The sequence below is a fragment of the Delftia tsuruhatensis NBRC 16741 genome (assembly GCF_001571325.1).
Classification (GTDB): domain Bacteria; phylum Pseudomonadota; class Gammaproteobacteria; order Burkholderiales; family Burkholderiaceae_C; genus Comamonas; species Comamonas tsuruhatensis.
Genome location: NZ_BCTO01000094.1, coordinates 1 through 23,211 on the forward strand (window position 1 = coordinate 1; position 23,211 = coordinate 23,211).

At 65.3% G+C, this 23,211-nt stretch carries 21 protein-coding genes and 1 riboswitch; of the genes, 13 read left to right on the plus strand and 8 right to left on the minus strand.

From position 1 onward, the window contains the following. Window positions 1-2,226 (minus strand): DUF6531 domain-containing protein (locus DTS01S_RS30775; RefSeq protein WP_156493795.1); only part of this gene is annotated, 2,226 nt, incomplete at its 3' end. Window positions 2,227-2,755: 529 nt separating this feature from the next. On the opposite strand from DTS01S_RS30775, the gene DTS01S_RS28580 reads away from it, so the two are divergent. From DTS01S_RS28580 to DTS01S_RS28615, 8 genes are all read left to right on the plus strand, one after another. Continuing rightward, the gene (locus DTS01S_RS28580) at window positions 2,756-3,292 is read left to right on the plus strand and encodes a MarR family winged helix-turn-helix transcriptional regulator (RefSeq protein ID WP_013802445.1); all 537 of its coding nucleotides are present in this window, start codon (window positions 2,756-2,758) and stop codon (window positions 3,290-3,292) included. A 69-nt stretch (window positions 3,293-3,361) separates the two neighbouring features. Beyond that, entirely contained in the window at window positions 3,362-4,837 is a 1,476-nt protein-coding gene (locus DTS01S_RS28585) for an efflux transporter outer membrane subunit (protein ID WP_061290001.1), read from the plus strand. 132 nt (window positions 4,838-4,969) lie between these two features. Further along, on the plus strand, window positions 4,970-6,325 hold the full coding sequence (locus DTS01S_RS28590; protein ID WP_061290004.1) for an HlyD family secretion protein: 1,356 nt from the start codon (window positions 4,970-4,972) through the stop codon (window positions 6,323-6,325). 45 nt (window positions 6,326-6,370) lie between these two features. After that, on the plus strand, window positions 6,371-7,981 hold the full coding sequence (locus tag DTS01S_RS28595) for a DHA2 family efflux MFS transporter permease subunit (RefSeq protein WP_016453441.1): 1,611 nt from the start codon (window positions 6,371-6,373) through the stop codon (window positions 7,979-7,981). Window positions 7,982-8,150: 169 nt separating this feature from the next. Next, window positions 8,151-9,242, plus strand: a complete 1,092-nt coding sequence (locus DTS01S_RS28600) for an MBL fold metallo-hydrolase (RefSeq protein WP_061290007.1) — start codon at window positions 8,151-8,153, stop codon at window positions 9,240-9,242. 123 nt (window positions 9,243-9,365) lie between these two features. Next, window positions 9,366-9,818: a polyhydroxyalkanoate granule-associated phasin gene (locus DTS01S_RS28605; protein WP_061290009.1), complete on the plus strand. Its 453-nt coding sequence runs from the start codon at window positions 9,366-9,368 to the stop codon at window positions 9,816-9,818. 188 nt (window positions 9,819-10,006) lie between these two features. Further along, window positions 10,007-11,467 carry a D-serine/D-alanine/glycine transporter gene (gene cycA / locus DTS01S_RS28610; protein WP_061290012.1) on the plus strand — a complete coding sequence of 487 codons (1,461 nt, stop codon included), beginning with the start codon at window positions 10,007-10,009 and terminating at the stop codon, window positions 11,465-11,467. Window positions 11,468-11,777: 310 nt separating this feature from the next. Next, window positions 11,778-13,772 (plus strand): TonB-dependent receptor domain-containing protein, encoded by a 1,995-nt coding sequence (locus DTS01S_RS28615; RefSeq protein ID WP_061290015.1) that lies wholly within the window; start codon window positions 11,778-11,780, stop codon window positions 13,770-13,772. An 81-nt stretch (window positions 13,773-13,853) separates the two neighbouring features. Here DTS01S_RS28615 and DTS01S_RS28620 read toward each other — a convergent pair whose 3' ends face one another. Together DTS01S_RS28620 and DTS01S_RS28625 are read right to left on the minus strand one after the other, a co-directional pair. Continuing rightward, the gene (locus DTS01S_RS28620; RefSeq protein ID WP_255247335.1) at window positions 13,854-14,345 is read right to left on the minus strand and encodes a rod shape-determining protein; all 492 of its coding nucleotides are present in this window, start codon (window positions 14,343-14,345) and stop codon (window positions 13,854-13,856) included. Between the two features lie 3 nt (window positions 14,346-14,348). Beyond that, the gene (locus DTS01S_RS28625; RefSeq protein WP_061290018.1) at window positions 14,349-14,798 is read right to left on the minus strand and encodes a winged helix-turn-helix transcriptional regulator; all 450 of its coding nucleotides are present in this window, start codon (window positions 14,796-14,798) and stop codon (window positions 14,349-14,351) included. Window positions 14,799-14,874: 76 nt separating this feature from the next. Here DTS01S_RS28625 and DTS01S_RS28630 point away from each other — a divergent pair, with 76 nt between their 5' ends. After that, window positions 14,875-16,086, plus strand: coding sequence for an MFS transporter (locus DTS01S_RS28630; RefSeq protein ID WP_061290021.1), 1,212 nt, complete (start codon window positions 14,875-14,877; stop codon window positions 16,084-16,086). Here the strand turns inward: DTS01S_RS28630 and DTS01S_RS28635 are convergent. Next, on the minus strand, window positions 16,083-16,850 hold the full coding sequence (locus DTS01S_RS28635) for an AraC family transcriptional regulator (protein ID WP_061290024.1): 768 nt from the start codon (window positions 16,848-16,850) through the stop codon (window positions 16,083-16,085). The two genes, DTS01S_RS28630 and DTS01S_RS28635, sit on opposite strands and share 4 nt — an antisense overlap. 128 nt (window positions 16,851-16,978) lie before the next feature. Here DTS01S_RS28635 and DTS01S_RS28640 point away from each other — a divergent pair, with 128 nt between their 5' ends. Further along, complete coding sequence (locus tag DTS01S_RS28640) at window positions 16,979-17,785, plus strand: sulfite exporter TauE/SafE family protein (protein WP_017406628.1); 807 nt, start codon at window positions 16,979-16,981, stop codon at window positions 17,783-17,785. Between the two features lie 9 nt (window positions 17,786-17,794). On the opposite strand, the gene DTS01S_RS28645 is transcribed toward DTS01S_RS28640, so the two are convergent. Continuing rightward, complete coding sequence (locus DTS01S_RS28645; protein WP_016453450.1) at window positions 17,795-17,986, minus strand: helix-turn-helix transcriptional regulator; 192 nt, start codon at window positions 17,984-17,986, stop codon at window positions 17,795-17,797. A gap of 25 nt (window positions 17,987-18,011) precedes the next feature. Next, window positions 18,012-18,401: a hypothetical protein gene (locus DTS01S_RS28650; RefSeq protein WP_017406629.1), complete on the minus strand. Its 390-nt coding sequence runs from the start codon at window positions 18,399-18,401 to the stop codon at window positions 18,012-18,014. Window positions 18,402-18,497: 96 nt separating this feature from the next. Continuing rightward, a riboswitch (cobalamin riboswitch) is annotated at window positions 18,498-18,723 on the plus strand. 70 nt (window positions 18,724-18,793) lie between these two features. Between DTS01S_RS28650 and DTS01S_RS28655 the strand changes: the two genes are divergently transcribed. Together DTS01S_RS28655 and DTS01S_RS28660 are read left to right on the plus strand one after the other, a co-directional pair. After that, window positions 18,794-20,716 (plus strand): TonB-dependent receptor domain-containing protein, encoded by a 1,923-nt coding sequence (locus tag DTS01S_RS28655; protein WP_017406631.1) that lies wholly within the window; start codon window positions 18,794-18,796, stop codon window positions 20,714-20,716. A 5-nt stretch (window positions 20,717-20,721) separates the two neighbouring features. After that, complete coding sequence (locus DTS01S_RS28660) at window positions 20,722-21,672, plus strand: ABC transporter substrate-binding protein (protein ID WP_017406632.1); 951 nt, start codon at window positions 20,722-20,724, stop codon at window positions 21,670-21,672. Between the two features lie 40 nt (window positions 21,673-21,712). Here DTS01S_RS28660 and DTS01S_RS28665 read toward each other — a convergent pair whose 3' ends face one another. Continuing rightward, the gene (locus DTS01S_RS28665) at window positions 21,713-22,033 is read right to left on the minus strand and encodes a heavy metal-binding domain-containing protein (protein ID WP_012205554.1); all 321 of its coding nucleotides are present in this window, start codon (window positions 22,031-22,033) and stop codon (window positions 21,713-21,715) included. A 480-nt stretch (window positions 22,034-22,513) separates the two neighbouring features. On the opposite strand from DTS01S_RS28665, the gene DTS01S_RS28670 reads away from it, so the two are divergent. Continuing rightward, the gene (locus DTS01S_RS28670; RefSeq protein ID WP_017406633.1) at window positions 22,514-22,741 is read left to right on the plus strand and encodes a hypothetical protein; all 228 of its coding nucleotides are present in this window, start codon (window positions 22,514-22,516) and stop codon (window positions 22,739-22,741) included. A gap of 142 nt (window positions 22,742-22,883) precedes the next feature. Here the strand turns inward: DTS01S_RS28670 and DTS01S_RS31380 are convergent. Next, window positions 22,884-23,211, minus strand: a 328-nt coding sequence (locus tag DTS01S_RS31380; protein WP_255247336.1) for an RHS repeat-associated core domain-containing protein, incomplete at its 5' end; no start/stop codon positions are given.

The following is a 23,211-nucleotide window of genomic DNA, read 5'->3' on the forward strand; positions in this document are numbered from 1 at the left end:
GACGCCTTTGAAGTCCTGGGCGGATGTGACTGCGTCCAGGGCGTTGTATGACAGCGATGCGCTGGCGTTGTCTTCGTTGGTGATAGCGCCGACTCGCCGCAAGGGGTCAAGACCTATGCTGGTGCCACGGCTTGACCCGTTGGCCGGCCGTACACTGCTGATCAGGTCGCCATTGGCGTCATAGCCAAATTCTGTCGCCACTTCGCCGATAGTGAGGCGTTGAATACGGTTGAGACTATTGATGGTGCGTTTCACTACCCACGCTGGTTGATTTCCGGCATCTCGAACAATTTCATCCAAGCGATTTCCCATATTATCCAGGATGTATGAAGCAGAGTTACCGCGATTATCATTCCAGCCAATCAAGCGTTGGGCATTGTCATATATATAGCTGACCTGATGCCCATTGGAAGCGGTCAAACCTTGCATTTGTCCGGACGAAAGATACCTATACAGCGATACTTCACCATCACGTTGCAGACGAATGAGGCGCCCGCGCAAATCATACTCAAAACTGCTAGCCAGCCCCGTAGTGGCAGTATGCGATTGCAGTCGACCTCCAGCCCCATGAATAAAATGATCCAAATGCCCTAAAGCATTTTTCGTGCTCGAAAGATTCCCAAAACCATCGTAGGCAAAGCTGGAGGTGGCACCGTTAGGGGCGGTTTCCGAGGCCACCAGGCCAGACGCAGCATAAGACCACTGCCAGCCTGGAGCAGAGTTGTCGGCTGCGCCCACATCTCCGACGGCCAAACTCAATAGACGTCCCTTCGCGTCGTAGGTGTAGCTGGCCTGGCGCCCCGACTCAACTATCCTCGAAGGCAAGCTCCATTGAGGATGCCATTCCATGTTGGCAGTACGTTCCTGAGGCGTTCCTACCGCCTCTGTCACACTCGTGAGCAGGCGTCGCCCATGATCCCAGCCAAATGTTTTCTTGGCACCCTTGAAATCAGTCTCCGATTCACGCAATCCAGAAGAGCCTTGAATACGACTGGCAGCATCTAGCTCCCCACTCACACCCGGCGCACTACTGGAAGTGACTTCCAGAACACCAAAAGCATTTTTATACCTATAGAAACGTTGACGCCCCAACGGATCTATCACCTGAGTTTCCCCATAATCTTGCGAAGGATATCCAATTTGATATTTAGCCACCCCATTCGCACGCTCAGTGTCTATCACTTGCCCATCTGCATTGTATTTAAATGTGGACAATCTATTATTATTTTCGTCAGTAACACCGGTCAAAAAATGAGGATATCTAAGGTCCTCATATTTATAGCCTATCGTTGATCCATCTTTGTAAATTACCTTCTGCAAATTACCCATGGCATCATACTCAAATCCAACTTCGCGCACGCCATCGACGTCGATATCCTGGAGCTTGCCCTGTGAGCCATAAACAAAGTTGAGCCTTCTACCAAAGCCATTGCGTACTTCGGCGATTCTATCGCCTGCATCATACTCATACTCAATAAACCAGCCATTTCGCCGCTCATGCCTTAGAAGCTTTCCTGATTCATCAAAATTTCTTATATCTCCATTCTGCAAATCATTCAAAATCCAGCCATGACCCACCTGCGTCAGACTACTTGATCCATTTCTTGCCACCCACGCCCCATTGACCCAATCAAACCAAAGATAGCTGCCATCACCAAAGTTAATTTGGGCCTTTTTCGAAATGCCTTGCGAATTCTTTACATGCTCAAGTCTTACCGCGTAGGAATGAGACCATCCCGCCCCCATCAGCGATTCATTCTGCCGCCGGCGATGCAGGTAGGTCCTCTCGATGGATAGCGGATTCACCCCTGCATCAAAGTAATCAACCTCGTTCATGTACTTTTGAGCAATCGGCAAAATAACAGGATACGGGGTTCTGTATCCACTGATGCGACACATGCGCCCCATATCAACCGAAGCAGCTTCACAACGGTTATTCAGCTCAATGCTTCCGTAGTTACAATCGCAGGTTCCATAAATATTACTTTTGGAATTTTCAGGACAAAATCTAATAATACTCATTCCCACATAAGTATATTGATTATATATATCACTCCCCCTTTTTGAACGAACCCAGCCCCAGCACTCAGCCGTATCACCAACCTCGATCACTTTATGATTTATGAAGTTGTAGTCATCCAGTGGATCTCCGGCTCGCATTGCCGCATAGTCGGCGCAGTAACCCTCAGGGGTCGAATAGTCTTTTGCAGCGCCCAGATTATTCAACCATCCTCTATAAAAGAAGCTACGAGGAACTGCTGCAGACACCGAGTGAATAAATGTCAGAAAACACAGAAAAACACGGAAATCTTGACGAACGACGAAATTTTCACTAATCCCCCAAAAACAATAAACAAAGTCAATAAATCGGGATCAACGCGATCCAATCAAGCACTGTGATTTTCCTATGCCGCGCCAGCCGGAAGTTGAGCGAATGCTCTGGTTCGCGCTCATCTTACAGAGCATCTGCACTCCATCACCACACCAACAGCGACAGAGTTCCCGAAACTTCACTTTAAAGAGAACTACTGCTGTCTTCCCGTGGAAGGAGTGCATCGCTCCGATAGCCACGCTCCGCAATGAGAGAGCCTGTCCCCCGTGCTCCGCAACAAGGTCTCCACCGCTATAACGACTGCATGCCCCCGATAACCCTTCCCTTGTCCCCGGCACCCTCGCGTCACACGGTCAACCGGTGTTTCTGCAATAATTGCCGCAACAATCATTGCGCAGTCAATCATTTCACTTGCAAGACACCATGACCCAGCCACCCCTGCCCAACGGCCTGCAGCCCTCGGACTTCTACAGCCCTGGCAGCTACACGCCCTTCGAGAGCGTGGGGTTCCTCATGCGCAAGGTGCTCAGCTCCATCCTCCAGCAGGCCGATGCGCAGTTGGCCGAGCATGAGCTGACCTATGTGCAGTGGCTGCCGCTGTACAAGCTGCTGCTGTGCAGCGACGCCACGAATGCCGGCATGGCACGTGACCTGGGGCTGGATCCGGCCTCCATCACGCGGGCGCTGGACCGGCTCGAATCCAAGGGCATGCTGCGGCGCGAGCGCTCCACGGTGGACCGGCGCGTGGTCAAGCTGGTGCTGACCGATGAAGGCCGCGCCATGGCGGCCAAGGTGCCGCAGGTGCTGTCCAGCGTGATGAATGCCCATATGGCCGGCTTCAGCCATGACGAGTCGCGCCAGCTGCTGGACATGCTGCGCCGCCTGCTGGCCAATGGCGATGCGATGCGCGCGCCGGAAGCTGCGCCGCCAGCCCCTGCGCCTGCCACGCCCGCGGCCTGACAGCGCCAGCCCCTTTTTCCGCCCCGGTTTCCGATTTCCTGATTCTTGACCCCCAACAGGCAGACCACCATGCCCAAATCCTTTGTTTCCGTGTCCGCCGCGCCCCGCCGCGTGGCCGCCGCAGCGGCCACCCTGTGCGCCGCGCTGGCCCTGGCCGGTTGTGCTTCCCAGGGCCCGGCCCATGAGCCGCTGGCCCGGCTGGGCGCCGCCGACCTGGGTCTGACGGCCCAGTCCGAGACAGGCGCCAATACCAGCCTGCCCGCCGCCGATTGGTGGAAGTCCCTGGGCGATGCCCAGTTGGACGGCCTGATCGCCCAGGCGCTGCAGGGCAGCCCCAGCCTGGCCATGAGCCGCGCCCGCTTCGACAAGGCCGCCGCCCTGGCCACGGCCACCAGCACGGCCACCGATGTGCGCGGCACGCTCGGCGTCGACGCCACGCGCCAGCACTACAGCGCCAACGGCCTGGTGCCCGCACCCATTGCCGGCCATACCTACAACACCGGCAACCTGCAGGCCGGCCTGAGCTGGACACCGGATTTCTTTGGCCGCCATGCCGCCGACCTGCAGGCCGCCCTGGGCCAGGCCCGTGCCGCCCAGGCCGACAGCGCCGCCGCCGCCAACCAGCTCGCCGCCCAGGTGGCGCGCAGCTATGTGGCGCTGGCTCGCCTGATTGCCCAAAAGGATGTGGCTGGCCGCACGCTGACCCAGCGCCAGTCGCTGCTGGACCTGAGCCAGCAGCGCACGCGCGCCGGGCTGGACAGCCAGGTGGAGCTGACCCAGGCCCAGGCCGGCCTGCCCGATGCCGGCACCCAGATCGAAATGCTGGACGAGCAGATCACGCTGGCGCGCCGCACCATCGCCGTGCTCTGCGGGCAGGCGCCCGAGGCGCAGCTGCAGCTGGCGCCCCGTCTGGCCGCGCTGCAGATCCAGGCCATGCCCGGCCAGTTGGGCGCAGACCTGCTGGGCCGCCGCCCCGACGTGGTGGCCGCACGCTGGCGCGTGGAGTCGGCAACGCAGGGCATAGAGAGCGCGCGGGCGGATTTCTATCCCGATATCAACCTGACGGCCTTCATCGGCCTCAATGCCGTCGGGCTGGACAACCTGTTCAAGGGCAGCTCGCGCCAGATGGGCGTGACGCCCGCGCTGCGCCTGCCCCTGTTCGACGGCAAGCGCCTGCGCGCCCAATTGCGCGGCACGCAGGCCGATCTGGACACCGCCATTGCCCAGTACAACGGCGTGGTGCTCGATGCGGTCAAGGAAGCGGGCGATGCCATCACTTCCGTGCAATCGCTGGTGCGCCAACAGCAGCTGCAGGCCGAGTCGCTGGAGAAGGCCGAACGCGCCTACGACTTTGCCGTGCAGCGCTACAAGGCTGGCCTGGCCAGCCAGGTGACGGTGCTCAACACCGAGACCCAGGTGATCACCCAGCGCCGCCTGGACGTGGACCTGCGTGCCCGCGCGCTGGACACGCGCGTGTCGCTGATGAAGGCCCTGGGCGGCGGCTGGACCGATGGCACGGATGCCGTGCAGGTCAGCCAGCACTGAGATCGCAACCCGCACAGGAACCCACCGCACTCTTGACCCTCCACCGGGCAGACCGCCAGCCAGCGTGACAGACCGCCAGCCCCCTGCCCCGGCCGCACAACCACATTCACAGATAACAAAGCGCCGAACACCATGACCGATACCAACAAGCAAGCATCCAATGCACCCGCTGCCGCAGCCTCGCCCGTGGCCAACCCGCAGGGCCGCCGCAAGGGCCTGACCATCGTGGCCGCCGCCGTCGCGGTGGCCGCCGTCGCCTGGGGCGGCTGGCACTGGATGGTGGCGCGCAACTACCAGACCACGGACAACGCCTATGTGGCGGGCAACGTGGTGCAGATCACGCCGCAGGTCGGCGGCACGGTGATCAGCATCGGCGCCGACGACACCGACTACGTCAAGCCCGGCCAGCTGCTGGTGCAGCTGGACTCGGCCGATGCCCTGGTCGCCCTGTCCCAGGCCGAGTCGCAGCTGGCCCAGACCGTGCGCCAGGTGCGCACGCTGTACGCCAACAATGCCCCCCTGGTCGCCCAGGTGGCCCAGCGCGAGGCCGATCTGGCCCGCCTGCAGGCCGATGCCGCCCGCGCCCGCGAGGATGTGGAGCGCCGCCGCCCGCTGCTGGCCACGGGCGCCGTGGGCAAGGAGGAGTTCGACCACGTCCAGTCCCTGGCCCGCACGGCCGGCAATGCCGCCTCGGCAGCCGAAGCCGCCGTGCGCGCCGCCAAGGCGCAGCTGACGGCTGCCGAAGCCCAGACCAAGGGCAGCAGCGCCGAAGAGCACCCCAGCGTGATCGCCGCCTCCGCCAAGGTGCGCGAGGCCTATCTGGCGCTGCAGCGCACGCGCCTGGTCTCGCCCGTGGAAGGCTATGTGGCCAAGCGCGGCGTGCAGCTGGGCCAGCGCGTGGCCTCGGGCGCGCCGCTGATGACGGTGGTGGGCCTGCACAACCTCTGGGTGGATGCCAACTTCAAGGAAAGCCAGCTGGCCCAGCTGCGCATAGGCCAGAAGACCGAGCTGACGGCCGATGTCTACGGCGACAAGATCAGCTACCACGGCACCGTGGTGGGCATGGGCGCAGGAACCGGCGCGGCCTTCTCGCTGCTGCCCGCTCAGAACGCCACCGGCAACTGGATCAAGGTGGTGCAGCGCGTGCCCGTGCGCATTGCGCTGGCGCCGGAAGACCTGGCACAGCACCCGCTGCGCGTGGGCCTGTCCATGGAAGTCAAGGTGGACGTGCGAGACCAGCAGGGCGAGGTGCTGGCAACGACCACGCGCAACGCACCCGTGGCCCAGACCTCCGTCTACGACATGGCGCTGCCGCAGGCCGAGGAGCGCATTGCCCACATCGTGGCGGGCCAGAACGTGGCACCGCTCAAGCAGTTGCCCGAGCTGCCGCCCGTGGCCATGGCCGAGGTGCAGGACAGGGCACAGGGCAAGGCGCCAGCCGCCGTGGCCTCCGCGCCGGTTGACGCGCAGGCCATGCAGTCCAGGTAAGCAGGCATCGCTCCCCCGCCTTCCCAGAACCTACGCGGACTGCCTATGACTTCCTCTACCACCGCCGTGCCGGAGCCGGCGCCGCCGGTCGCCCCCTCGGCGCCGCCGGCCATGCCTGCACGGCCGGTCCCGCTCAAGGGCGCCCAGCTGGCCCTGGGTACGCTGGCCCTGTCGCTGGCCACCTTCATGAACGTGCTGGACTCGTCCATCGCCAACGTCGCCATTCCGGCGATTTCCGGCGACGTGGGCGTCAGCCCCAGCCAGGGCACCTGGGTGATCACCAGCTTTGGCGTGGCCAACGCCATCTCGGTGCCGCTCACGGGCTGGCTCACCCAGCGCTTCGGCGCCGTGCGCCTGTTCACCATGAGCGTGCTGCTGTTCGTGCTGACGTCCTGGCTGTGCGGCTTTGCCTCGTCGCTGGAGACGCTGGTGCTGTTCCGCGTGCTCCAGGGCCTGGTTGCCGGCCCCATGATCCCGCTGTCGCAGACGCTGCTGCTGTCCAGCTATCCCCCGGCCAAGGCCGGGGTGGCCCTGGCGCTGTGGGGAATGACCACCCTGGTGGCCCCCGTGGTCGGCCCGCTGCTGGGCGGCTGGATCACGGACAACATCTCCTGGCCCTGGATCTTCTATATCAATGTGCCGGTGGGCCTGCTGTCGGCCCTGATGACCTGGAGCATCTACCGCAGCCGCGAGACCCCCACGCGCAAGCTGCCCATCGACTCCGTGGGCCTGGCCCTGCTGGTGCTGTGGGTGGGCGCGCTGCAGCTGATGCTGGACAAGGGCAAGGAGCTGGACTGGTTCGCCTCGGGCGAGATCATCACGCTGTGCGTGCTGGCCATCGTGAGCTTCGTGGTCTTCCTGGTCTGGGAACTGACCGATGCCCACCCCGTGGTGGACCTGCGCCTGTTCATGCGCCGCAATTTCGCGGCCGGCACGGTGGCGCTGTCGATTGCCTACGGCCTGTTCTTCGGCAACGTGGTGCTGCTGCCCCTGTGGCTGCAGCAGTGGATGGGCTACACCTCCACCACGGCCGGCATGGCACTGGCGCCGGTGGGCATCTTCGCCATCATCCTGACACCACTGGTGGGCCGCAAGGTCACGCAGTGGGACCCGCGCAGGATGGCCACGGGCGCCTTCATCGTGTTCGCCCTGGTGCTGTGGATGCGCTCGCGCTTCACGGTGGAGACCGACTTCATGCACATCCTGGTGCCCACGCTGATCCAGGGCGCGGCCATGGCCTTCTTCTTCATTCCGCTGACCACGATCACGTTGTCGGGCATCTCGCCGGACCGTATCCCGGCCGCCGCCGGCCTGAGCAACTTCGTGCGGATCACGGCGGGCGCCATGGGCACCTCCATCGCCACCACGCTGTGGGAAAACCGCGCCGCGCTGCACCACGCCCATCTGACAGAAGGGCTGGTCCAGGGCCAGGGCGTGTTCGGCGTCACCCTGCAGGGGCTGCAGGCCGCAGGCCTGAGCCAGGCGCAGGCGCTGGCCCAGATCAACCGGCTGGTGGACCAGCAGGCCTACACGCGCGCCGCCGACGACATCTTCCTGGCGTCGTCCGTGCTGTTCCTGGTGCTGATCGTGCTGATCTGGATGACCAGGCGCCCCGCGGGCCATGCCGGCGGTGCCGAGGCAGCCGGCGCCCATTGATGACCAGCCTCCGGGCCATCACCACAAGGAGCTGCCTGCAGGGGCAGCTCCTTTTTTGTTTACATGACGACACGCAAGGCGCCTTGAACGGGGCCGCCAAGACCACCATCTCGACAGGGCTGCGCCATCGGTTCCATGATGGCGGCGGCCTGAACACCGACGGAGCACCGTGAAAACACCCCGCATCTTCCGCGCCCCGATTGCCGACTACTCCCAATCGCCCCAATCGTCGGCCGGGCGCTTTCGCAACATCCATCCCCGCCCGGCCAATGCCCCCCAGCCCGACGCCAAGGTGATGTGGGACTTCTTCTTCAACAAGCCCAAGAACACCGAGCCTGCGGCGCCCCTGCCCGTGCAGCGGCTCACCCCGGCCGACCTGGCCGCCGCGCCCGAGCGCAGCCTGTATCGCCTGGGCCACTCCACGCTGCTGATGAAACTGCGCGGCGGCTGGTGGATCACCGACCCGGTGTTTGCCGAGCGCGCCTCGCCCTTTTCCTTCATCGGCCCCAAGCGCTTTCATGCGCCGCCCATCGCCCTGCATGAACTGCCCGCGCTGCGCGGCGTGGTGCTCTCGCACGACCACTACGACCATCTGGACCGTGCCACCATCCGCGCCCTGGCGCCCCGGGTCGACTTCTTCCTGTGCACGCTGGGCGTGGGCGACCGGCTCATGGCCTGGGGCGTGGCCCCCGAGAAGGTGCGCCAGTTCGACTGGTGGCAGGACGTGCAGGTGGACGGCCTGCGCTTCACGGCCACGCCGGCCCAGCATTTCTCGGGCCGGGGCCTGCGCGACGGCAACCGCACGCTGTGGGCGTCCTGGGTCATCGAGGACCTGGCAAGCGCCGACACGCTGCGTGTCTTCTTCAGCGGCGACGGCGGCTATTTCGACGGCTTTGCGGAAATCGGCCGGCGCTTCGGCCCCTTCGACCTCACGCTGATGGAAACCGGCGCCTACGACCCGCACTGGCCCTATGTCCACATGCACCCGGCCCAGACCGTGCAGGCCCACCGCGACCTGGGCGGACGCTGGCTGCTGCCCATTCACAACGGCACCTTCAGCCTGGCCATGCATGCCTGGTGGGACCCCTTCGAGCGCGTGCTGGCCCTGGGCGCCGAGCACGGCATTGCCGTGGCCACGCCCATGATGGGCGAGCGCGTGGACCTGGCCGCCCCCCATGCAGGCGAGCGCTGGTGGCGCGCCCTGGTATCTGAGGTCACGCAGGACGGGGCCGCGCCGGCACCCCGGCCCCAGCCGCGATAAACGCGTTTTTGCTGCATTGCGTCATCGGCCTACGCGGACCGGCATGCATCTGGCTAAAGTGGAACCGGCAAGTGGATCTGGCAGGTAGATCCGGCAAATGGATCCAGAGCTTCAGGAGCGCAAATGGCAAACCGCAAATCTTCCAAGGCCGCTTCGGTGGCCCGTCAGGCCACCGATCTGGCCATTGCCGCGCCGCAGGTGGTGGCGCACAGGCTCACCCGCATGGCGCTGGCCGGGGCCAATCCCTCCGCACGGGACCGGCGCGAATTCACGCGCATGGTGTCCGAGAAACAGACAGCCTTCCACCAATCCTGGGCCGCCATGGGCCTGCAGTCCATGGTCGCCAGCCAGGCCCTGATGCAGGCCTGGATGCGCATGTGGTGGATGCCCTGGAGCGCCTCCACCTGGAATGGGGGCGCACTGGCATCGCAGGCCTCGCAATGGAACAACGCCATGTGGGGCGTGGTGGGCAAGGGCATGGCGCCCGTGCACCGCACCGCAGTGGCCAACGCCCGGCGCCTGGCGCGCGGCGCCTGGCGCGCGGCTGATCCACCCATATCAAACCCGCTTCATTGATTGGAGCGGCACGGCGCGGCAGGGCTGATGCGGGGGCGAGGTTCAGGTATCCTCGCGGCCTTCGTTCCGTTTTGCTGCGCTGCCGCATTTCCAGGCATGGACTCCATGCAGAGACTGAAAACACGGCCGCGGCAGGCGGATTTCCCCCGTTCTGCCATCGCTTTGCCAGTCTTCCCCGGAGTTCTCTGATGACACACAAGGCCCCGCCTGCCGGCCAGGGCCTGCACGGTCAAGACGACCTGCAGCGCAATCTCACCAACCGCCACATCCAGCTCATCGCCATCGGCGGTGCCATCGGCACGGGCCTGTTCATGGGCTCGGGCAAGACCATCAGCCTGGCGGGTCCGTCCATCGTCTTCGTCTACGCCATCATCGGCGTGATGCTGTTCTTCGTGATGCGGGCCATGGGCGAGCTGCTGCTGTCCAACCTGCAGTACCGATCCTTCATCGATTTCTCGGCCGATCTGCTGGGGCCCTGGGCGGGCTTCTTCACGGGCTGGACGTACTGGTTCTGCTGGATCGTCACGGGCATTGCCGACGTGATCGCCATCTCGGCCTACTCGCAGTTCTGGTTCCCCGGCCTGCCCCAGTGGGCCCCGGCCATCGCCTGCGTGGGCCTGCTGCTGGGCCTGAACCTGCTGACGGTGAAGCTGTTCGGCGAGATCGAGTTCTGGTTCGCCATGATCAAGATCGTGGCCATCGTGGCCCTGGTGGCAACGGGGCTGTACATGGTGGGTGCCGCCTTCGTCTCGCCTGCGGGGCGTGTGGCCAGCCTGTCCAACCTCTGGAACGACGGCGGCATGTTCCCCAACGGGATGATGGGTTTCTTCGCGGGCTTCCAGATCGCCGTGTTCGCCTTCGTGGGCATCGAGCTGGTGGGCACCACGGCCGCCGAGGCCAAGGACCCCGAGCGCACGCTGCCGCGCGCCATCAATTCGATTCCCGTGCGCATCATCGTGTTCTACGTGCTGGCCCTGATCGCCATCATGGCCGTCACCCCCTGGCGCGACGTGGTGCCGGGCAAGAGCCCGTTCGTGGAGCTGTTCGTGCTCGCAGGCCTGCCGGCCGCTGCGGGCGTGATCAATTTCGTGGTGCTGACCTCGGCCGCCTCGTCGGCCAACAGCGGCGTGTTCTCCACCAGCCGCATGCTCTACGGCCTGGCGCTCAAGGGCGATGCGCCCAAGTCCTTCCACCGGCTGTCGCGCAGCAGCGTGCCCTCGCGCGGGCTGCTGTTTTCCTGCACCTGCCTGCTGGCCGGCGCCTTCCTGATGTGGGTGGTGCCCGATCTGGTGGAGGCCTTCACGCTGGTGACCACGGTATCGGCCATCCTGTTCATGTTCGTGTGGTCGCTGATCCTGCTGTCCTATATCGCCTACCGGCGCCAGCGCGCGGCCCTTCATGAGGCTTCGCGCTACAAGATGCCGGGCGGCGTGGCCATGTGCTGGGCCTGCCTGGCGTTCTTTGCGGCCATCCTGGGCCTGCTCACCCTGCAGGCCGACACGCGCCAGGCGCTGGTGGTGACGCCGGCCTGGTTTGCCCTGCTGGCCATTGCCTACCAGTTCGTGCGCCGCCGGGCATCGAGCCAACCCTCGGGCAGCTGCGCTGAGCCTTCCAGCGCCCTGCCGGGCGCCGTGGCCAAGCCGCGCTGACCTGGTTTCTGGCCGCCCCCTGCGCTCCGGGGCGGCCTTTGCACGGAGGCGCCGCACCCCGTGCTCCCTCTCAGCGCCCTGCCGACCCCCGTCATTTTGTGCACCAGACTTGTGCACAACGCCTCAGGCGTGTCCAGCGATTAGATAACGCGTGAACAAAAAACAACTGTCTTTACGTGAAGGGAAAGATGTAGATACAAATCGTTATCATTCGCACCTTGATTTTTAACCCATACGGAACTTTACAAAGATGGTCAGAATCTCGGTGCTCCGCCCTCTTCCACTTTGCGCTGCCCTGGCATGCACAGCCATGGCCCATGCCCAGTCAGCCGACAGCAAGGCCGACACGTCCTTGTCCACGGTGGTGGTGACCGCCTCGGGCACGGCCGTGGACATCAAGGAGGCGCCGGCCAGCATCAGCGTGATCACGCGGGAAGACATCGAGCGCAAGCCCGTCACCAGCATCGGCGAGCTGCTGTCCACCATTCCCGGCGTGACCGGCGGTCTGTCGGGCACGGGCGCCCAGTCCAAGATCAAGCTGCGCGGCCTGCCCGAGAAGTACACGCTGATCCTGGTGGACGGCAAGCGCCAGGGGAACTCGGCCGGCATCAACTACCGTGACGACCTGGGCTCGCAGGACCTGGACTGGATCTCGCCCGAAATGATCGAGCGCATCGAGGTGGTGCGCGGCCCCATGTCCTCGCTGTACGGCTCGGACGCCATGGGCGGCGTGATCAACATCATCACGCGCAAGATCGGCAAGCGCTGGAGCGGCTCGACGACGCTGAACTACAGCAAGCCCTCCGACGGCGACCGCGGCGACACGCGCCAGCTGGGCTTCAACATCAGCGGCCCGCTGTCCGACAAGTTCGGCCTGCGCCTGGGCGGCAACTACACGGACCGCGCTGCCGACGAGGGCACGGGCGGCTTCCCGGGCACCTACCAGTCCACGGCCGGCTCGCGCAAGCAAAACCTCAACGCCCTGCTCAACTGGCAGCTCACGCCCGACCAGGTGATCGGCATCGAGGCCGCGCAAGGCATCCAGCGCGCCACGGGCTCCGATCGGTTGGTGAATGGACGCCCCGTGGTATCGCAATGGGGCCTGAGCAAGCTGGAGCAGACCAAGTTCGGCCTCAGCCACGATGGCCGCTGGGGCGACATGACCTCCAAGCTCAACCTCGTGCACAACAAGTACGAGGACAAGGGCGACACCATCGGCAACAACTCCAAGGAAACCACGCTGGACGGCCGCATCGACAAGCCCCTGAAGCTGTGGGGACTGGACCAGGCCATGACGCTGGGCATGCAGTGGCGCCGCGAGTCGCTGGACAACCGCGACACCATCGGCCTGGCGCCCATCGACTACGCGGGGCGCCCGGTCTCGGGCTCGGGCCTGAGCGCCACCACCTGGGCGCTGTTTGGCGAGGACCAGATCTTCCTGCGCGACAACCTGGCGCTGACGCTGGGCCTGCGCATGGACCACCACCAGAAATACGGCAACAACTGGAGCCCGCGCGCCTACCTGGTCTACCACCCGGCATCGGAGTGGACAGTGCGCGGCGGCGTCTCGCGTGGCTTCCGTGCGCCCAACCTGAAGGAAAACTCGGCCAGCGCCGCCACGCAATCCGGGGGCAACGGCTGCCGCAGCCTGGCCGGCATGGGCTGGACCAGCACCAGCGTGAATGCCGACGGCACGCGCGGCTGCTACATGGCCGGCAACCCCGACCTGGAGCCCGAGACCAGCACCAACTTCGAGCTGGGCACGAGCTGGGACCGCAATGGCTGGGCCCTGGGCGCCACGTACTTCCACACCAACTTCAAGAACAAGATCGACTACCAGCCGCTGGGCTTGTACAACGGCTTCTGGTGGACCCGCATGGCCAACGCCCAGCGTGCCCGCACGCGCGGCCTGGAAGGCTTCGTGAACGTTCCCCTGGCCAAGGGGCTGACCTGGAACACCAACATCACCAAGATGTTCGAGTCCAAGAACCTGAGCACCGGCGCCTCGCTGCTGGCCGTGCCGGAACTGTCGATCTACTCGTCGTTGCAGTGGCAGATCCGCCAGGGCTGGTCCGCCATGTTCAGCGCCCGCCACGTGGGCAAGGAAGTCGTGACCACGGGCACGGCCACCACCTTCGCCAAGGCCTACACGACGTTCGACGTGTCCATGAACTACAACGTCACCGACTCGATGACCCTGCGCGCCGGCATCATCAACCTGACCGACAAGGAAACCCGGACCATCGGCGCCAACTACGACAACGGCGGCCGTACCTACTTCGTGGGGATGACGGCCAGGTTCTGATGGCCTGTCACCAGCCCTTGCGCTGACCCAGACAAAGCGCCCGTTGTGACGGGCGCTTTTTTCATGGCGAAGAGCAAAGCCTCACTCCCAGACACCGCCTTGCGCAGGGGGCTTGCGCGTCAGCAATTCCTCGTCTGTCAAGGGCCGGCCTGTCCAGACATTCACCTTCGAGGCGCCGGCCGCGCTGCCCAGCTCGCGCAAGGCCCTCAGTTCCACCTGGGTGAATCCGCCCTCGGGGTCGCCCAGCGGATGGATGACGATGTGCGGGGAGGCCGCCAGCCAGGCACGCCGATGCATGCGCCTGAGCTGGTACTTCAGAAGCTGCTCGGCCAGGATGAAGTCCGATATCAGCGAACGCGGGTGGGCGAAGGGATTGACGACTTCGGCAGGCTCCGATGCAGCCGCGAGCCTGGCCTGCGGGCCGGCCGCGAGAATCCGGCGCCGGGGCGGCGGACTCAGGGCCAGCTCGGGAACCTCCGACAGGGTCTGGCCCGTTTTCGGATTTGTCAGCGTCAGGCGCTCGGGAGCAATCTGTACGTAGATGAGTGGTAGGAAGGCAGAGAGCATGGACATCCATCAATCGATTTTCTGAACCACGGTCTGGCCCGGCAGCAAGGCCTGGCCATCACCGCCACGCGGCAGCATGGGCTGGACAGGCTGGCCGCTGTGGCGGTCCAGCAGCAGCGAATGTGCCTCGCCGGGCGCAAACAAATGGCCTTCGCCCCATTGCCGCAAGGCCACGATGACCGGGAACAGGTCCAGCCCCCGGGCCGTCAGCACATATTCCAGGTAGGCCGAGCCTTCTGCGGCCGGGCGGGTTTCGAGGATGCCGGCCTCCACCAGCCGGCGCAGCCGGTCGGCCAGGATATTGCGGGCCGCGCCCAGGCTGCGCTGGAAATCGCCAAAGCGGCTGATGCCGTCGAAGGCATCGCGCACGATGAGCAGCGACCAGCGGTCGCCGATCACATCCAGGGAGCGGGCCACCGGACAGGGCTGCGGCGTGTCAGGACGGATGTCTTCTTTCATGCGGCTATTTTGGTTGCATTTCAAAACTGGTTCAACTAGCATCCAACCAGTTTTGTTTTGCAACTGGATTTAACCCATGAACGCCTTCCCAGCCTCGGACACGGTCCGCATGCCGCGCAGCCTGGTGCTGCTGTTCGCCGCTGCCAGCGGCCTGAGCGTGGCCAATGTCTACTACGCCCAGCCGCTGCTGGAGGCGCTGGCGGCGGACTTCGGCATCAGCCATGCGGCCGTGGGCGGCGTGGTCACCGCCACGCAGGCCGGCTGCGCGCTGGCACTGCTGCTGCTGGTGCCGCTGGGCGACCGACTAGAGCGGCGGCGGCTCATGCTTTTGCAGTTGCTGGGCCTGGTGCTGGCCCTGGCGGCCGTCAGCACCGCGCGTTCGGCCGTTCTGCTGCTGGCGGGCATGCTGGCCGTGGGCCTGCTGGGCACGGCCATGACGCAGGGGCTGATCGCCTATGCGGCCAGCGCCAGCCAGGCGCATGAGCGCGGGCGCGTGGTGGGCGCGGCCCAGGGCGGGGTTTTCATCGGCCTGCTTTTGGCGCGCGTGTTTGCCGGAGCCGTGGGTGACCTGGCTGGCTGGCGTGGCGTCTATGCCTGCTCAGCCCTGCTGATGCTGGCCCTGGCCTGGCCCCTGTGGCGGCAACTGCCCCGGCTGGCGGTGCCCTCCCCCGTGCCCGGCTACACGCAATTGCTGTCATCCATGCTCCAGCTGCTGCGCCAGGACCGCATGCTGCGCACGCGGGGCATGCTGGCCCTGCTGATGTTTGCCACCTTCAACATCTTCTGGAGCGCCCTGGTCCTGCCTCTGAGCGCGCCGCCCTACAGCCTGTCGCTCACGGCCATCGGCGCCTTTGGCCTGGCCGGCGTGGTGGGCGCACTGGCCGCGGCCCGTGCCGGCCACTGGGCCGACCAGGGTTTCGCGCAGCGCACCAGCCTGGGCGCGCTGGTGATCCTGCTGCTGGCCTGGGCGCCGATTGCGCTGCTGGAGCAGTCGCTGTGGGCGCTGGTTGCCGGCATCGTGCTGCTGGACCTGGGCGGCCAGGCCCTGCATGTGACCAACCAGAGCCTGATCTTTCGCAGCAACCCGCAGGCCCACAGCCGGCTGGTGGGGCTGTACATGCTGTTCTATGCCGTGGGCAGCGGGCTGGGCGCGCTGATTGCCACCAACGCCTACGCGCGGTTTGGCTGGCACGGCGTCTGCGTGGCGGGGGCGGCGTTCAGCCTGGCGGCCCTGGTGTTCTGGGCCATGACGCGGGAGGCGGCTGCCCAGGCCAGCGTTCCCGCCTAGACCCGGCTCACCAGCTCCGAAGGCACGCGCCCCAATGCCTTGCGGAACATGGTGGAAAACGCGCTGGGGCTGTCATATCCCAGCTCCAGCGCCACCTGGGTGACCGATGCGCCCGCAGACAGCCGCGACACCGCTGCCAGCAGGCAGGCCTGCTGGCGCCAGGCGCCAAAGGCCATGCCTGTGTGCTGCTGGAAAAACCGGCTGAAGGTGCGCAGGCTCTTGTTCAGCGCCCGTGCCCAGTCCTGCGGCGTGGCGCGGATGCTGGGCTGGGCCAGGAACTGCTTGCACAGGGCGGCCAGCTTTTCGTCGCGGGGAATGGGCGCGAACAGCGGCAGGCTGCGGGCCGAGGCCAGCTCGTGCAGCACCAGCGTGACCAGGGCGCCGTCGCGGCCCGCTTCGTCGTACAGCGCCGGCAGGTCGGCGCAGGACAGCAGCAACTGGTGCAGCAGCGGGGTGACGACCAGGGCCTCGCAGTGCACACCCGGGCGGGGCACAGCAGCCGGTTCGATGTACAGGCTGCGCGTGCTCACGCCCTGCATGCGCACGCTGTGCGGCTTGCTGGCCGGAATCCACACGCCGCTGTAGGGCGGGATGGCCCAGGCACCGTCGTCGGTTTCCACTTCCATCAGCCCGCTCATCCCGTAGAGAAACTGCGCACGCCGGTGGCTGTGCGTGGGCAGCAGCGTGCCAGGCGTGTAGTCGGTGCCGATGGCCAGCACATCGCGCGCCACGGCGTCCACGGAATGCAGCGGGATGTTGAGCATGGGAATGTCCGGAAAACAGCCAACAGGCTTTGGCAGGAATTCAAGGATTATTGACCCATCCGCGAAAGCAGGCCAAACCGCGGCATCCTAAGGTTCAGTCCTTGCTCGTTTTTTCCAAAGGACTGTCTGTGTTCCCTCTCCTGCTGCTGGCTTTCGGTGTGCTTGCCGGCGTGACCACCGTGCTCTTCGGCTTTGGCGGCGGCTTCGTGGCCGTTCCGCTGCTTTATGCGCTGCTGACCTCCATCCACGGCGCGGACTCCGCCGTTGGCCAGGCTGCCATGCACATTGCCGTGGCCACCTCCACCTGCGTGATGATTTTCGGCGCCTCCATGGCCACGCTGCGCCAGCACCGCGCGGGCGCCCTGCCGTGGGAGCAGGTGCGGCCGCTGGCCTGCTTCATCGCGGCCGGCGCCGTGGCGGGCGCGGCGGCCGCCACCTGGATCAGCGGGGAATGGGTGCGCTGGGCCTTCATCGCCTACCTGGCCCTGACCATCGCCGACGCGCTGCTGCGCCCGGGCTTCGTGCACGGCACCACCGCCGGCATGCAGCCCATGGGCCGGCGGGCGGCGGCCACGGCGGGCCTGGCCATTGGTGCGATCGCGGCCTTCCTGGGCGTGGGCGGCAGCGTGATGACCGTGCCGCTGATGCGCCGGCGCGGCGCCAGCATGGCGGCGGCCACGGCCATGGCCAGCCCGCTGTCCCTGCCCATGGCCGTGGCGGGCACCGCTGCCTACATGCTGGCATCGCGGGGCGCGGGGCTGGGCCCCTGGCATGTGGGCTATGTGGACCTGCAGGCCTTTGCGCTGCTGACGGCCGGATCGTGGACCGGCATCAGGCTGGCGGCCCCGCTGATCGGCCGCATTCCCGATGCCCTGCATGCCAAAGCCTACCTGGCCCTGCTGGGCCTGGTGCTGCTGGTCATGATCGTGGCCTGAGCGCTGCGCTCAACCCTCCTGGAAGATCGCCTCGATCCGGGTCTCGAACACCCGGGCAATGGCGAATGCCAGCGGCAGGCTGGGGTCGTAGCGGCCCGTCTCTATGGCATTGACGGTCTGGCGCGACACGCCCAGCAGGTCCGCCAGCGCAGCCTGGCTCCAGCCGCGCTCGGCGCGCAGTTCACGGATGATGTTTTTCATGGGCGGGGCACTTTGGCGGAACAGCTCATCGGCTGCGCAGCCAGTGGGCCACCGAGGCAGCCACCCAGAGCGCACCCATCAAGGGCCACACCATGAACATGCTGAGCTTGGGAAACCCTGCCATTTCCAGGAATCCGTAGGTGAAGGTGAGGCCCGCCGTGCCCGCCGCCGCAATCGCCAGTTGCTCCAGCATGGACTTGCGCAGGAACTCGTCGGTATCGCGCACCAGGCGTACGATGGCCCGCACGGCCAGCGCAAACGCCAGCATGGGGCTCAGCAGCAGCGCCGTGCGCAGGGCCCCGGCCTGCATGTCGGCGCTGAGCAAAAGCGCCCCGACAAGCAGCGCCATGTAGAGCAGCAGCGCAAATCCCAGCTCCTTCTGGTAGCGGCGGTTGGTTACCGTTGTTTGATTCATGGAAGTCTCTCGCAATGTGTAAAGGATGCTTGACATTGTGCGATGCCACCCGCGTGCATGTCAAGCAAGCTTTACATCGGCACTGAACGCCCCGCCGTACAATCGCCGCCGTTGGTGCCAGCAGCCCCAGGGGCTGCGGTTAAACGGGAAACATGGGGCGGCCAGATAAAGCCGCCCGCATGTACTGCCCCCGCAACAGTGAGTGAAACGCCGCGTGCATGGCACCGGCCCCCGCCAAACCCGTGCCACTGGGCGTACAGCCCGGGAAGGCCTTGGCGAGTGCGTCACCAGTCTGGATACCGGCCAACAGGCGGCCAGCCGCGCATGCAGCGCAGCCGGTCTTTGTGGTTTCCGTGCCGGCGGGGTCGCTGGCGCGCAACTGGCTCGCATCCATGCACACCCTCGCCCTCGCGCGCGCCCCTGGCGCCGCCCTTCGCTCGCCCTCGGCGTTTCCCGTACTGCGCACCTTGTCCGCCCTGGCTGCGGCCTCGCTGCTGGCCTGCCAGGCCCATGCACAGCCACAACAGGCACAACAGGCACAACAGGCGCAGCGCGCACAGGCCTCCCAGCTCGATACCGTGGTCGTCACCGCCTCGCGCAGCGAGCAGTCCCTGCGCACCGTCACGGCCGACATGACCGTGATCGACGCCGAGACCATTGCCCGCAGCGGCGCCACCGGCGTGGCCGACCTGCTGGTGCAGGTGCCGGGCGTGCAGATCAACCGCAATGGCGGGCCGGGCCAGGTCACCTCGGTCTACCTGCGCGGCACCAGCAACCAGCACACTGCCGTGTTCATCGACGGCGTGCGCTACAGCTCGCAGGAGCTGCAGGGCGGCGCGGTCTGGTCCACCCTGCCGCTGGCGCAGATCGAGCGCATCGAAGTGCTGCGCGGCCCGGCCGCCGCCATCTATGGCTCAGACGCCATGGGCGGCGTGATCCAGATCTTCACCAAGCGGGCGGACGGCCAGACCCGCGCCTATGCCGAGGCCGGCATAGGCAACCAGGGCACCAGCAAGCTGGCCACGGGATTCCAGGGCGGGGCCAACGGCTTCACCTACGGGCTGAACCTGGCTGACGAGCGCAGCGACGGCTTTGACGTCTACCCAGGCAACACCTTCTCGCCCAATCCGGACAAGGATGGCTACAGCAACACCTCGCTGGGCCTGAACGCGGGCTACAAAACGGGCATCCACCAGATCGATGCCAGCCTGCTGCACAGCCGCCTGCGCACGCACTACGACCAGAGCCCGCCGCCTTTCGACGACTACGACGTGGTCAAGAACACCACCGGCAGCCTGCGCTGGCAGGCCGGCTGGAACGCCATGTACAAGAGCGTGGTCCAGATCTCCCATACCGACAGCCAAAGCGACCGCCACACCCAGTCGCCCGAACGCGCCGACGGCAGCTCCACCAACTACCTGCTGCAGAACCTGTTCACACTGGGCCAGCACCGTTTCAACATCGACCTGGAGCGCCGCGAGGACAAGCTGGACACCCAATACGCCTGGACGCAGAACACCGACAGCCGGCGCGTGCAGAACTCCCTGTCGGCCGGCTGGCGCCTGACCGAGGGCCGCCACCAGTTCGACGCCAACCTGCGCCACGACCAGGTGCGCGACCAGCAGAACAAGATCACGGGCGGCCTGGGCTACGGCCTGCAGATCGACGAGCGCTGGCGCTGGGTGGCATCGGCCGGCACGGCCTTCAGAACTCCCACGCTGTACGAACGCTTCACGGGCCAGGCGGCGGCCGACCTCAAGCCCGAAAGCAGCACCAACGTGGAAACGGGCCTGCACTATGCGGCCGGTGCCAACCGCCTCTCGGCCGTGGTCTACCGCAACAAGTTCAAGAACCTCATCACCTACGACTGGAACAGCGCCGTTCCCTGCAACTGCTACCGCAACTGGCAAAGCGTGGAGACCACCGGCCTGACGCTGGCGGGCAGCACGCGCCTGGGCAGCGCCAACCTGGGCGCCTCGCTGGACTTCATGAACCCCGAGAACCTGGAGACCGGCAAGCTGCTGCCCTACCGCTCCAAGCGCATGCTCAAGCTCAACGCCGACACCCAGGCTGCCGGCTGGACGCTGGGCGGCGAAGCGCAGCTGTACAGCGGCCGCTACGCAGACGAGGCGAATACCTTCAAGCTGGGCGGCTACGGCGTGGTCAACCTCTACGCCCAGCGCCAGCTGACAAGGCAATGGACGCTGCTGGCCCGGGTCAACAACATCGCCGACCGCGACTACGCACCCACGCGCGGCTATGCGAACGCAGGCCGCACCGTGTTCGTAAGCGTGCGCTGGACTCCCCTGCCCTGACCGCCATGCACCTGCTTGTGCGCCTGCTTTCGCGCCTGCCCCGCATCCTGCTGCTGACCGCCGCCCTGGCCTGCGCAGGCGGCGCGGGCAACGCCTTTGCGCAAAAGGCGGCGGATGCGGGAACGGGCGGGGCAACCACCGCCTACACCGTCACCGACATGCGCGGGCGGCAGGTGCGCCTGGAGCGGGTGCCGCAGCGCATCGTCTCGCTACTGCCCTCGCTGACCGAATCGCTGTGCGCGCTGGACGCCTGCGAGCGCATCGTGGGCGTGGACGAGTTCTCCAACCACCCGGCGCGCGTGGCCGCCCTGCCCAAGCTGGGCCACACCTTTGCCCCGCTGGTTGAGGCCACCGTGCGGCTCAGGCCCGACGTGGTGCTGATGGCGTATTCCGCACCCGTCATCGCACAGCTGGAGCGCTTCGGCATTCCTGTGCTGGCGCTGGACGCCAACGACATGGCGCAGCTGGAGCAGGTACTGCACAAGCTCGACCAGTTGCTGCAGGTGCAGCGCGCCAACGCCCTGCTGGCGCGCATGCAGGCCGAGGTGGACCAGCAGGCCAAGGCGCTGGCTGCGCACGCGCCCGCCGGGCAGAAGGTGTATTTCGAGGTGGACGCCACGCCTTACGCGGCGGGGCCGGACTCCTTCATAGGCCAGCTGCTGCAGCGCCTGGGCGCGCGCAATGTGCTGCCGCAGAACCTGGGTCCCTTCCCCCGCATCACGCCCGAATACGTGCTGCGCCAGCAGCCAGAACTCATCATCCACACGCCGCAGACGCCATCGGCCAGCTTTGCCACCCGCCCCGGCTGGAGCCGCATGCCCGCCGTGCGCTCGGGCCGCATCTGCGCGCTGGACCTGGTCGAGACGGACGTGGTCTCCCGCCCCGGCCCGCGCCTGGGCGAGGCGGCGCGGGCGCTGGCCCGCTGCCTGGAGATGCCGGGCGCAGCGCCGCGTTGACTTCGCTGGCCTCCCTGGCCCGCTTGGCCGATGACCCTGCCTACTCCAGCACCACGGCCGTGCCGCTGGCAGACACCATCAACATGCCGTTGCCCTGGCCCAGCACTTCGTAATCCAGGTCCACCCCCACCACGGCATTCGCGCCCAGTTCCTGGGCGCGTTCCTCCAGCTCCTTGAGCGCAATCTCGCGCGCCCGCTGCAACTCGCGCTCATAGGTGGCCGACCGCCCGCCCACGATGTCGCGCAGCCCGGCAAACAAGTCCTTGAACACATTGGCGCCCAAAATCGCCTCGCCCGCGACCACGCCGCAGTAGCGGGTGATGCGGCGGCCTTCGATCTGGGGGGTGGTGGTGATGATCATGAGAAATCCTCGGTGGAGAGCGACGGAGATGCACCTTGAGCGCCAAGCCGGCAAGGGGCAGACGCAAGGCAGGACTGAACGGGGCAGTCTGCCATAGGCGTGGGGTATCATCGCCTCCAGGTGCTGAACACACCTTTTGTTAGCCGGTCCGCCACTCTCGAAAGCAGTGGCGTTTTCTCGTCCATAGGATTCGTGCGCCTGCGCGCGCCTGTTTTATGGCCGGGTAGCGCGCAGTCATAAAAGACCTTTCGAGGGAAAGCTGCGGGCGGAGCTAGCACCGTGTTCAAGTACCCGGCCACCTCTCTGAACAGGAGGTGAAGTTGAACGAAACGCTAGGAGGCCTCTATGGCTGCTTTCTTTGTGGGCGTGTCAACGCTCTTTCTCGTTCCAATTTACATAGCGCCGCAGGTCTCGGACCGGCATGCCACTTCTTGCCCGCTCTCCGCGCTCTGCGCCAGACCAGTTCGTTGAGGATGCGCCATGTTGTACTTTCAGATTTCAGAAGACGAGTTCAACAAGCTGAATCGTGTGCATGATCAATTGGGACTGATCTCCAGCTTATTGATTGGTGCCTATCCTGGAAATGCCCTGGAAGTTGTTGAAACCGATCAGCTGCTCGCGTTCATCAATGCGCAGATTGAGACTATGGAATTGCTTACGGGAGCGGTTAGACAGCGAGGGGTGATGAAGGAATTGCTTGCTCGCTGAGCAGTTTTCCAGCCCCCCCCTGCAGCGATACTTCCCAACCATTTCTATCCATAGATGCCTCGCCGACTAACCAGCTCGGCAAGGCATCGCCGCCCTAGGCGGGCTCTGAAATTTTGTAGCCGTTAGTTTTACAGATTACAGGTTAGATGATGCAAATGAAAGCTAAGCGGATCTGATTTTTTCTCTTGCCTCGCATATCGACCGGAATGGTGTCTTGCACCTGCTTGTCTTCAGGTGCTTGCCGAAGTTGTAGCTTTGAAGGAGTGCCTGGATTGACTGCTCCCTGCCAGCCGTAGCGGTAGTACAGGCCCTGCATTCTTGTAAGCAATGGGTGCAGGCCTTGCGGATCCACATCGTTGAGCGGGTTGTTTGCCACATACCCAAACCGATTCCACCCATCCTCCAACCCGATCGGGTCCGCCTGCATATACCGCCCCGTCGCCGCATCGTAGTACCGGTGCAGGTTGTAC